This is a genomic window from Nostoc sp. (genome assembly GCF_054880495.1).
In genome coordinates, this window is record NZ_JBTYKD010000293.1 from 1 (window position 1) to 12,326 (window position 12,326).

At 48.2% G+C, this 12,326-nt stretch carries 6 protein-coding genes and 1 pseudogene; 1 reads left to right on the top strand and 6 read right to left on the bottom strand.

Annotated features, from left to right (window positions below):
- Positions 1 to 1,101: NAD(P)H-quinone oxidoreductase subunit N (locus tag ACYTXL_RS25630; protein ID WP_461927151.1), on the top strand; the 1,101-nt coding region annotated here is incomplete at its 5' end.
- A gap of 548 nt (positions 1,102 to 1,649) precedes the next feature.
- Here the strand turns inward: ACYTXL_RS25630 and ACYTXL_RS25635 are convergent.
- The 6 genes and pseudogenes from ACYTXL_RS25635 to ACYTXL_RS25660 all read right to left on the bottom strand — a co-directional run bounded on the left by ACYTXL_RS25635 (position 1,650) and on the right by ACYTXL_RS25660 (position 12,215).
- The gene (locus tag ACYTXL_RS25635; RefSeq protein ID WP_461927152.1) at positions 1,650 to 4,211 is read right to left on the bottom strand and encodes an endonuclease MutS2; all 2,562 of its coding nucleotides are present in this window, start codon (positions 4,209 to 4,211) and stop codon (positions 1,650 to 1,652) included.
- Between the two features lie 302 nt (positions 4,212 to 4,513).
- Positions 4,514 to 4,741: a type II toxin-antitoxin system ParD family antitoxin gene (locus ACYTXL_RS25640; protein WP_461927153.1), complete on the bottom strand. Its 228-nt coding sequence runs from the start codon at positions 4,739 to 4,741 to the stop codon at positions 4,514 to 4,516.
- A gap of 16 nt (positions 4,742 to 4,757) precedes the next feature.
- Positions 4,758 to 4,949, bottom strand: a complete 192-nt coding sequence (locus ACYTXL_RS25645) for a hypothetical protein (RefSeq protein WP_461927154.1) — start codon at positions 4,947 to 4,949, stop codon at positions 4,758 to 4,760.
- 141 nt (positions 4,950 to 5,090) lie between these two features.
- Positions 5,091 to 7,031: pseudogene (locus ACYTXL_RS25650) on the bottom strand (hypothetical protein); the annotation flags it as partial.
- 307 nt (positions 7,032 to 7,338) lie between these two features.
- Positions 7,339 to 7,524, bottom strand: a complete 186-nt coding sequence (locus tag ACYTXL_RS25655) for a hypothetical protein (protein WP_461927155.1) — start codon at positions 7,522 to 7,524, stop codon at positions 7,339 to 7,341.
- Positions 7,521 to 12,215, bottom strand: coding sequence for a GAF domain-containing protein (locus ACYTXL_RS25660; protein ID WP_461927156.1), 4,695 nt, complete (start codon positions 12,213 to 12,215; stop codon positions 7,521 to 7,523). The genes ACYTXL_RS25655 and ACYTXL_RS25660 overlap by 4 nt, the downstream gene beginning before the upstream one ends.
- Positions 12,216 to 12,326: the final 111 nt, after the last annotated feature.

Genomic DNA, 12,326 nt, shown 5'->3' on the forward strand with positions numbered 1-12,326 from the left:
ATTGGAGCTTCCAGTACGGCAATATTTTTGTACGGTGTATCACTGCTGTATGGATTATCTGGAGGACAAACTGAATTAAGTGCGATCGCTAATGGTATTGCCACAGCTAAAGTCGGACAATCTTTAGGTTTAGTGATTGCCTTGGTTTTTGCGATCGCCGGTATTGGCTTTAAAATCTCCGCTGCACCCTTCCACCAGTGGACACCAGACGTTTATGAAGGCGCTCCCACCCCAGTCATCGCCTTTTTATCTGTCGGTTCCAAAGCAGCTGGATTTGCCCTAGCCATCCGCTTGCTGACAACAGCGTTCCCCCTTGTTGCTGATGAGTGGAGGTTTGTCTTCACTGCTCTGGCCGTTCTCAGCATGATTTTGGGTAACGTAGTCGCCCTAGCCCAAACCAGCATGAAACGGATGCTAGCTTATTCATCCATTGCCCAAGCTGGGTTTGTGATGATTGGCTTGATTGCTAGTACACAGGCAGGGTATGCCAGTATGATATTTTACCTCCTGGTTTACCTGTTCATGAATCTGTGCGGCTTTACCTGCATCATTCTGTTTTCACTACGAACCGGAACCGACCAGATTTCCGAATACTCTGGCTTATATCAAAAAGACCCACTCCTAACACTGGGATTGAGTGTTTCCCTACTTTCCTTGGGTGGTATTCCACCATTCGCGGGGTTTTTCGGCAAGATTTACTTATTCTGGGCTGGTTGGCAAGCAGGACTTTATTGGTTAGTCTTGCTGGGCTTAGTTACCAGCGTCGTCTCCATCTACTACTACATTCGCGTAGTTAAGATGATGGTAGTCAAAGAACCTCATGAAATGTCCGACGCAGTGAAGAATTATCCCCAAGTGCGTTGGGATTTGCCGGGACTGAGACCTTTGCAGGTCGGGTTGGTGGTAACATTAATTGCCACTACCATCGCAGGGGTTTTGTCAAATCCACTGTTTACATTGGCGAACAATTCCATCTCCAATACCCCCATTTTGCAAGCAACAATCAACAGTAGTCTAAAAGCACAAAATCTACTGCTTTTGCCAAAGTTAGATTCGGTTAGTCAGTCTCAACCCTCAGTTGATTCTACTGCGAAGATTTAATAACCCGAATCTCAACCAAACTTTGTACTCGAAGACATGCCTGTTTGCTAATAAGCAGACAGGCGTTTGTAATATAGCGGTTTCCGACATCATAGCCCCCACCTCGCTTGCTCTTAGGGGGTTGGGGGTGGGGTTATTGTACCTCACAACGCTCGAGAACCGCTATATCTTTTAACTTACAGCAGAAATCATGTATTTGAACCACATCTGTCGTAGGGGCACAGCAATGCTGTGCCCCTACCGCGTGGTCTATTTACCTGAAAATAGCTGTAAAATAAAATTTCAAATTTATCAGGACTTACGCAAACAATAGCCGAAAAGAATGATTTTCTTCTTATACCATTTCACACAAACCCTGATAAGGTAATGAGCATTTAAGTTGCATAGAAGCAGGGCTGTTCGCGAAGCGTTCCCGTAGGGTAGCCCTTACTACAAGCGAATTATTCTGGAAAAATGAATGACGATTAGCTTACATATAGATTTCTCGTAGGGGCACAGCGATCGCTACCAGTGAGTAATTTGATTTTTACTACCAGAGTCGGAAGCGATCACTTGATATGAGCAATGGTGACACCAGTACCGCCGTCTGCTTGTTCTGCTGGTTCGTAGTTGTTCACTCTGGGATGGTGTTGCAAAAAGGTATGAACACCTTGTCGCAGCTTACCAGTGCCGTACCCGTGAATAATCCAGACTGGGCCTGTAGCTTCCGAAATCGCTTTATCTAAAATGTATTCAGCATCAGCTACCCGCTTACCACGCAAATCTATGGTATTTTGAGAAGTCCGAATTTCTGGGACACTTTGCGGTGGTGGCGTGACTGCTGCTGGTGCTGGTTTAGGTTTGACGACTGGTTCGGCTTTTTGACCATCTAAAGATTCTACATCTTCCAACTTCACAATCATTTTCATTAGCCCAAAGCGAACGCTTAACTCCCCATCTTCATTAGGGGCGGTGATCACATCTGCTGTCTGTCCCAGTTTAGGAACACGGAGGCGATCGCCTACTTTCGGCATAAACCCAGCTTTTGGTTTTGCTGTCGTTACCGGCTGATATTGCTGGCTAATTTGATTCAAAGCATTGGTTGCTTGCTGGGCTTCTTGGGCTGTAGGCGTACCTTTCTGCAAACGGCGAATTACTTGGGCAATTTCACCTTTTGCCTGAGCGATCGCTTGTTGGACTGCTACTTCTTGTGAAGCCCGCAAACTGCTTTCCCTCTCCTCCAAACTTGCGGCTTTTGCGGATACTTCTTTGTATAAACGTTCCGCTTGCTGCAATAAACTTTGGGCTTCCGCAGCTTTGGTTTCCTGGCGGCGGCGTTGCGCTTCTAAGCCAGCAATCACTTGGTTAACTTCATCTGTGGCCTCTCCCACTTGAGTTTTTGCCTGTTCTACCACTTCTGGTTTTAATCCCAAGCGTAGGGCAATAGTTAAGGCGTTAGAACGTCCGGGGATGCCCCACAGCAAACGGTAAGTAGGCGAGAGAGTACTTTCATCAAATTCTACAGAGGCATTTTCAAACCGCTCGTCTTCGTATTTTAGGGCTTTCAGTTCGCCGAAGTGAGTGGTGGCAATAGTTAGTTGGGCATGATTGGCGAGATATTGCAACAAGGCGATCGCTAAGGCGCTACCTTCAACTGGATCGGTGCCGGCGCCGACTTCATCAAGTAAAACTAGGGAGTGGGGAGTGGGGAGTGGGGCATGGGGCACTTGTACTGACTTTGCCTGCCCTGAGCTTGCCGTTCGCGTAGCGTCTCGTAGAGAAGGGTACTGAGCGACGTCGAAGTAGCGTTGCCGAAGTCTGGGGTATGAGGCATTGGACTTAGACTCTCCCCCATCTGCCCCATCTCCCTCATCTCCCTTATCTCCTCTGCTTCCCAATGCTTCTAAAATCCGACTAATCCGGCGGATATGTCCTGAGAATGTAGATAAACTTTGCTGTAAGGATTGTTCATCGCCAATATCTGCTAGCACCTGATCAAACCAAGGTATTTCCACTGGTTCACGGGCGGGCACAAATAAACCCACTTTCGCCATCAATGCTGCTAACCCCAAAGTTTTTAAGGTTACAGTTTTACCGCCAGTATTTGGGCCGGTAATTGTTACTACCCGAATTTGCGGGCTGATAAGTAAATTTACAGGAACTACTGGTTGCCCTTGTTCATGCTGTTGCTGCCAGACTAATAGAGGATGTCGTAAGTTCCGCAAGGTAATGATTTCATTATCTTTGCGATCAATAAATCGCGGAGGATTCGCTCCTAGCCAGTAACTATATCGTGATCTAGCGGTTGCCAGATCCAAAGTCGTAGCGATCGCTAATAACCGCTCTAAATCTGGTTTAACTGCGGCTACAAGTTCGGTCAAAACGCGGCGAACCGTTTCTTCTTCGGCTTGCTCTCTTCTGATGATCTGCCGCAGTTGGTTGCCTAGAGGCACTACTGAATTCGGCTCTATATACAGCGTCGCACCACTGGTAGAGGTATCGTGGACAATGCCGGGGATGGCATCTTTTTGAGGTGCTTTTACTGGGATGACAAAGCGATCGCTCCGTTGCGTAATCAGCTGTTCTTGAACTGCTCCAGATTTTGCCTGTAAGATATTTTGCAGCTTTTGAGTAATTTGGCTGCGTAATCGCCGCAAGTCTGTGCGAATTTCTCCCAGTTTTTGACTGGCGCGGTCAGTTACTTGTGCCCGTTCATCAATACATCGGTGAATTTCCTGTTCTAGTTCTGGATAAGTCCGCAAATCGGCAACCAAATCAGTCAGTATGGGTAAATCGTCCTGATTGTCAATGACACGGCGCAAATTTCTGGCACCAGCTAGGGTAGTAGCGATCGCTAACAGTTCATCCCCTGTCAAAACTCCGCTTCGTTCTGCCCGTTCTAAGGAATCCCCAATATCTTGAATTCCCTCAAATGACAGTCCCGTGGTCAGGCGAGTTTCCAGTTGGTAGACTTCTTTGGTTTGCTCTAACAACTGTTCGCTTTCGATCTGAGTATCGGGTATTTTCAGATGACGCGCAGCCGTCGCCCCCAGCTTAGTTGCCGCAAAAGTGGCAAGGTGCCGGCAGAGGCGATGCCATTCTAATAGTTCTAAGGTTTCAGATTGGATCAAGGTTTCAATATCTAATCTGAAATTATTGTAACAATTCTAGCTCCTAGATGGACAAAAGGAACGTGGATTAAATAAAATGCAAAACTTCATCTGTCTCTAGCTTCCCTCTCCTTTATAAGGAGAGAGATTGAGGGTGAGGTAAGCCAGGGACATAAATTGTATCTTAATATTACTTAATTCTTATTCCTAAGCAGCAAGCCCATAGGCGTTTAGGTGAAGTTTCTCAAAAGGATACCTGATTTGTGGGAAATGTCTAATAACTATCCGCTTTGTGATTATTTCTCTAGATGCAACTGGTTAATCTAGTGCGTGTGTTTTTGCTGCCACCACTGATCATTAACTTCTATTGCCTCTCCAGTTTCAAGTCCTGCAATTAAAAGTTTTTCTATATATTCTCGCATCTGACGTTTTTTGTCTTGAGTGATTAACTCTTGTAGATATTCGCTAACTGAACCGTAGCCACCTTGAGTTACTTGTTCCTCAACAAAGGCTTTCATCGACTCAGGTAAAGAAATATTAATGGTACTCATAACCTTGGCAGTTAGATTAAACTATTTTTTCCATCTTATCAAGGTTATTTGGTATTGTCTTTGGAGAAACTTCTGCGATTAGCTTCTCCGGTCGTAAGCGATCGCTACGACCAGCTGTGACGAATTTGTGTTGACGAAAAGCGTCACCGAATAGCCCGCACTTCGGCGCAGGTGTTACCCTGAGCTTGTCGAAGGGCTCAGTGACCATCGTAGACATCGCCTGAGGACAAGCTGCTTGTTTAATAATCAGGTCATTGCCACCAGACTGAAAAATGCAATTAGAGCCAGTCTTATCCTCAGAAATATGAAGATTTCTATTTTCCTGTAGCGTTTGGTGATGGAGGGCTAATTACGAATAAACAATTACAAAATTGCTTTCTGTTAGTGACAAACCAACAGATAATTGTGCAAATTTTACCTGAGTAAATCCACCCGCACTACCGTCTTGATCAAAAAACAGTCCACCTGTAGCGTTGTTATAAATAAATCGTTGATCGCTTGTCGTTGCAGATGTTCCGATTGTAAACTGACTAGCTGAGAACGAACCTCTTGATAACCCGCCACCAAAATTATTAGCCGATACCTGAATCAGTTCATTACTGGCGTTGAAGTCATAAACTCTATCTAAACCTTCACTGTAATTAGTGAAAGCAAAGGTATCAATACCAGTTCCTCCATAAAGGCTATCATTACCGTTCCCACCGGCGAGGATGTCATTGCCATTGCCACCCTTTATGGTGTCATTGCCATTGCCACCATCAAGCGTGTCATTCCCTAAAGCAGTTATGGCAGAGAGAAAATCATTGCCATCGCCCCCATTTAATAGGTTATTGCCTGATGAATAGTCAGCAAGTAAGGTATCGTTACCAACGCCACCGTCAAGGGTGTTATTGCCAGAGGCGGCATTGGATTGTCCGAGAGCATCGTTCCTTGCTATAGAGGCAGAGAGAAAATCATTGCCATCGTCCCCAGAGAGCAAATTATTGCCTGTTGAATAGTCAATATTCAAGGTATCGTTACCAGCGCCACCCTTGAGGGTATTATTGCCAGAAACGGGGATGAATGCGACTTCATACCCATAAAAGCCAGAGGCGGAGAGGGAATCATTGCCATCGCCCCCAGAGAGTAAATTATCGCCTGTTGAAAGACCAGCACTTAATTTATCGTCACCAGCGCCACCGTTGAGAGTGTTATTGCCAGACACATAGCCATAAAAGAATACTCCGTCGTAAAAGACTCCAGTAATGACGCCAGATGTGGAGAGGGAATCATTGCCATCGTCGCCAGAGAGCAAATTATCGCCTGTTAAATCGGAATTATCCAATAGAACATCGTCACCAGTACCACCAATGAGAGTATCATTCCCCGCACCACCCCGCAGCAAGTCGTTGCCACTCAAGCCGTAAATGATGTCATCACCCTTCTGACCATTAATTACATCATCTGAATTGTCAAAGCCGTTGACCTTGTTGGAGAGGTCGTTAAGGAAGGTGACTGTGTTCTTCTTGAAGATGGTGTTTTGGGTAGAGTTGGCACTGAAGACATCAAAGCTGTCTGTGATGCTAGTTTGCCCATCAAACAGGATATTGCCCACGTGGGCTAAATTGTTTAGGTTTTCCAGTCCAAAGTTCTGCAAGACAACTTTGAAACTAAGCGTGTTTTCAAAAGTGATTTCTGTGTTCTTACCATTTTGAGTTAATTGCAGATTTCTCGCAGTTAATGGCAATCCGAAAGAAGGATCAGTTCTTGTAAATTGTAAGGTATCCACTTTGGCAATCAGCGCTGCTGATGGGTTTAAGCCTTGACCAATGCCATCGAAATCCGTGATGGTAATCGTACCACTGTCAAAGTTAGAACGCTGGAAAACAAATTTATCCTTGCCGCCGCCACCAGTTAAAATTTTATTGCCTGAACCACCATAATATATGTCATACGTACTACTATAGAACGTGTCATTTCCATTGCCACCGTTGAGAGTGTTATTACCATAGTCGCCATAGGCAAAGAGAGTATCATTGCCATCACCTCCAAAGAGCAAGTTATTGGCTCTGGGATCGCTAGAACTGTAATTATCGCCCATTGAATAGTTAATAATTAAGTAATCGTCACCATTGCCACCCTTGATGGTATTATTCCCTGCACCACCGTCGAGAGTGTCATTGCCCGTACCACCAATGAGAGTATCATTGCCCGCACCACCCCTCAAAAGGTCGTTGCCACTCTTGCCGTCAATGATGTCATCACTCGTTGTCCCAATCAGCGTATCATTACCGTTAGTGCCATTGATATTTGCCATAACTTTCTACCTACCTAAATCGATTTATTCAGTAACTTCAGCAGGACTTACGCAAACAATAGCCGAAACCGTGATTTTCTTCTTAGGGGCAATTCCCTGTGGTCAGCTAAAGCCACATAAATTGCCCCTACAGCGTGTAATTTTGCGTAAGTCCTATAGCAATCCTAAATGAGTTATAAGTAGGAACGCACAATTAAATATAAGATAAAACCTCACCCTCAATCCCTCTCCGAACTCACGGAGAGGGAAGCCGGAGGCAGAGTAAGGTTTTATATTTAATTTGACGCACTTACTTACCAATTTAATATGAAGCTGCAACGGCAACACGCAGATTTTCAGGCCACTTCCGGGGCGATCCCAAATCCGTTTGAGACCAATCGAGGGCACGCATTCGATTGGCAAGTTCGCTATCACCAGGAAAGTATTGTTCTAATTCACGATTGCTCAAGGAACCGGAACTGTCGGCTAAGGTTGGTTCGTGCGTCATGGTTGGCTCCTCAACAAGCTAATAATTGCCTTCACTAACTTCTCTGGCTCGATTGGTTTTGTGAGGTGAAATTGAAACCCGGACGCGATCGCTTTTCGCTGATCGAATTCTCCCGCATAAGCCGTGAGCGCGATCGCTGGAATCGTTCCGCCTCGATCGGGTGGGCGCGATCGAATTTGCTGAATCAGCATATAGCCATCCATCTCTGCCATTCCGACATCACTAACCAACAGATCAGGAATAAACCGATCCAACGCTTGCAACACCTCTAAGCCAGAAGTCACGGCAGTCACCGTTGCACCGCTCTGCTCCAGCACAAAAGCTTGAAACTCACGAGTATCCATTTCATCATCCACCAGCAGAATTTGCAGGTTGTTCAAAGCTTCTGTCGTCATCCTGTCGCGGGGTAGCTCTAGCTCACTGGGTTGGGCTTGCAGGCTGAGGGGGAACTGTACGGTAAAGATTGCACCTCGGTTCTCGCCCTCACTTTCTGCCCAAACGGTGCCGCCGTGCATTTCCACAATTTGCCGCACGATCGCCAATCCTAATCCCAACCCGCCAAATCTGCGAGTGGTCGAGCCGTCTTCTTGCCGAAAATACTCGAACACATGGGGCAGGAAATCGGGAGCAATGCCTTTGCCCGTATCGATGACGCGAATTTGAGCCGATTGATCCAGTTGCCGCAGTTCAATCGTCACTTGTCCATTGTTAGCGGTGAATTTGACGGCATTGGTGAGCAAGTTCCAGACCACTTGCTGCAACCGAGCCGCATCGCCGGAGATTGGGGCGATGTTTGGATCAAGATCAAGCAGAATTTGAATGTGCTTCGCTTCTGCTGCCAAGCGCACGGTTTCAATGGCAGCAGAAATCACAAAGGTCAAGCTGACGGGAGCGGCTGTTAAGGACAGCTTGCCCTGTATAATCCGAGAGATGTCGAGCAAGTCTTCAATTAACTGCGATTGCAGTTTGGCGTTGCGATCGATTGTTTTCAGTGCTTCGGCTTGACGAGCCGCATCCAATTTGCCGTTTTGTAATAAGCGTGTCCAGCCTAAGATCGGATTGAGGGGCGATCGCAATTCATGGGACAACACCGCTAAGAATTCATCTTTGATGCGATTGGCGCGATCGGCTTCGGCTCGTGCCGCTTGCTCCCGCGCCAAGAGTTGTTCCCGTTCGGTTGCCGTCTGCCGTTGCTCAATCAGGTCAGACGCTTGGCGGGCAAGCAGATCGAGAAACCGCAATTCGCGATCGCTCGGTTTGTGGTGTTCGCGCCAATAGGTAGAAACCATGCCGATCGCTTTGCCCGAACGGGTGATCAATGGAGTGGACTGAGCAGACAGATACCCCGCCTCCACGTGCAGTCGCAGCGAACCGTCTAGGTCTTCACGCTCTGGCACATCGAAGTTAACGAAGGTACGATGGCCGTTTCTCAGCGCAGTGCCACAGGATGTATTAGAACTCGCATTCACGCGGTAGAAATGCTCGGTCATATTGCGCTCAAGCCCTTGCGTGGCGAACAGTACCAAATCTTGGGTCGCGTCGTCGAGAATTTGCACCGTTCCGGCTTCGGCTCGTGTCAGCGCGATCGCGGTGGACAGAATCTCTTGATACAACGTTTGAATGTCACCTTCTATTACTAACCGCGCACTCAGTTCGCGCAGTCGCTGCATATCTTGCAGATCGGCTGCGATAACGGCTTCGGCGCGGGCACGATCGACGCGGGGAAAGACACGATTCGCCAGTTCGCGTACCAGTTCAATTTCATCCTCGCGCCAATCCCGTGAGACGGAATGATTCACGGTAAGCAAATACTTCCATTCGTTATTGCGATGAAACGGGACGATCACAAACGCATGAATGTTGAACGCGGCGTAGCGATTCGCATCAGTACGTGAATCAGTCTGAGTGTCATAAATGACAATCGTTTCTCTAGCACGCGCCGCTTGCTGAAATTCTTCGGTGACAAACTCTAAGAGTTGATAAACCCCAGTTAAATCCGTCGGATCCTCAGGGTTCCAAGCATATTCGACTACCACCCTATCCTGCGCTGTATCGATTTCGGCAAACAGGCAGTGGGAAATGTTCAAATACGCGCCGATCTTTGCGCCAACGGTTTGCATGATCTCGTCGGCTGACGACAGACGCGAGAAATCTTCGGCGATGTTAGCTAAGAAGGCAAGATTTGCTTCGCGGCGTTTGCGATCACTAATGTCTTTGAAGACGATCGCCACTTTTCGCGCCTCTGGCTCACCCGTGCGGCAGGCATAGACATCGAACCAGCGATTCAGGGTGTCGGAGCCATTTTCAAACCGAATCGATTCACCCGTCAGCGCGACTCGACCATAAATTTCAATCCAATGTTCTTCGAAATTAAGCTGACGCGCTGTTTTACCAACGGCGTGTTGCAGTCCGGTTTGTTGCTCAAAGATTCGGTTGACTTCTAGGATGCGGTAGTCAATCGGCGTATCGTCAGCATCGAGCAGAACTTGAACCACACAAAAGCCTTCATCGATCGACTCAAACAGCGTCCGATAGCGTTCCTCGGATTGGCGTAGCGCGGCGGCAGTCTGAACCTGCTCGGTGACGTTTCTAAAGTAGACAGTGATTCCGTCTGCGGCAGGATAGGCATAGACTTCATACCAACAATTATGGTCAGGATAGAAGGAGACAAACGAAGAAGTAACCCGCTCGCTGGCAGTTTGGCGATAGGCTCGCTCGAATTCCATGCCGACGGTGCCTGGATATACTTCCCAGATCACCTTGTTGAGCAGATCGCCTGGAGTCCGATTAAGGATGCGTTCTGCCTGCGGATTCACGTAGGTGAACCGCCAATCTTGGTTGAGCGCGAAGAATCCGTCGGTAATACTCTCCAGAATATTGCGGATCTGCTCCTCACCGTCGCGTAGAGCGGCTTCAGATTGTTTGCGATCGGTAATATCAACAGCAGTCACCAAAAACTCGACGGCTTGCCGCAACGCTCCCTCACCCGCGAAGGTTGCTTGCCCGTTCGCAGATATCCACCGCTCGCTGCCGTCATTCCAGACAATCCGGTAATCAATTTCGTAAGTGCCCGCTGAAGTTGGATCAAGCGCAGCACCGATCGTACTCGTGACTTGGGCGCGATCATCTGGGTGAATCCGCTCCACTACCTGGGAGAGCGGCAGCGCCACGGCATCCTCTGGTTCACCCCAAATTTCACGCATTCGTGCATCTAACTCAACCAGATTCGTCGCTAAGACATAGCGCCATGTTCCTAGTTGCGCGATCCGAATGGCAAGCTGCGATCGTTCCTCACTCTCTCGCAGTGCTTGTTCCGTCCGTTTGCGATCGGTGATGTTGGTAAACACGATCGCAACCTGGCGAGTCGAAGCGTCGCCGAGCCGCAAAACCAGCACGTCAAACCAACCATCGAGCGCGTCCGAATGGATTTCAAGGCGGACAGGTTCACCAGTGTGAACCACCTGTGCGTAAAGGTCGTTCCAATACTGTTCTAGTCCAGATACCAGTTCGCTGGCGGTTTTGCCAACCGGGTTCAGGATGCCAGAGTGTCGCTCAAACGCCGCATTCGCTTGTAAAACACGGTGATCAGATGCTCTTCCATCTGCCTCAAACAGCACTTCGCAGATGTAAAAGCCTTCGTCGATCGACTCGAACAAGGTCCGGTATTTTGCTTCCGATTCACAGAGCGCGGCTTCGGTTTGCTGACGCTCTAGCTCGGTAGCAATTCGGAGCGCAAAAATCGCCAGTAAGGATTCTGCAAGCTGCACATTCTCTATCGGTTTACCATCCATCACCCCTAACAGCCCCAAGGTCGTGCCGCTAGAGTCAAAGAAGGGAATTGCCACATAGCTTTCAACGGACAGCGGCTTCAGCAGAGGCGCGTTGGGAAATTGCGCCTGGACACTGCGCGGGTAGCAGCAAATTTTGCCCTGCTGAATCACTTCCCAGCACGGAGTCTCTTGCAGCGGATATTCCAGGTTATCCACAATCTGACCGTGGGCATAGGTGGCGATCGTCCTCAACTTTTTGGGATCATTGCCCTCAATTAAGCCAATGTAGATATAATCTGCATTTAAAACTTTGGCAAAATGCTGTACCAGGGCATCGAAATAAGCTTCCCCTGTAACGGTTGCCACCCCTTGAGTAATTTCCAGCAGAGCCGTTTCGACCTGAGCGATCTGATGCGCTGCCAATCGCAGTTCCAACTCATCCACCACCATTGCGGCGAGATCAACTAGAGTCGCTTGCTGCTCCACTGTGAGTGCGTCACGAGGTTGACTGTCAAGCAAACACAGCGTTCCCAGGTTGAAGCCGTCTTGACTGAGCAGCGGCGCACCTGCATAGAACCGCACCCCCGGTTCACTTTGTACAAATGGATTACAGGCAAAGCGATCGTCTTGCTGAGCATCTGGGACAATCAACGGCTTATCGCTTAACACCGCAAAGCTGCAAAGCGTCGCATCACGTGATACTTCACGCGCATCAAAGCCGATGCAAGACTTAAACCAGGCTCTCGATTCATCCACTAGCGAAATGAGTGCGATCGGCATATCAAATAACCGCGTTGCCAACTGGGTGATGCGATCAAACGCCGCTTCGGGAGGGGTGTCGAGAATCTTGTAGCGATGCAGCGCTGCCAACCGCTCCGGTTCGTTTACAGGAATCGGCGGAGTCGTAGGATTGTGAGGCATTAGGTCAGTCATGGTAAGCAGCGAGGGCAGGGAGCAGGGTTGGAGTTGGTAATGAGCGATGGATGATAATCGGGTTCTAACCCACCGCATTGGCGCACTCGTCATAGTCAA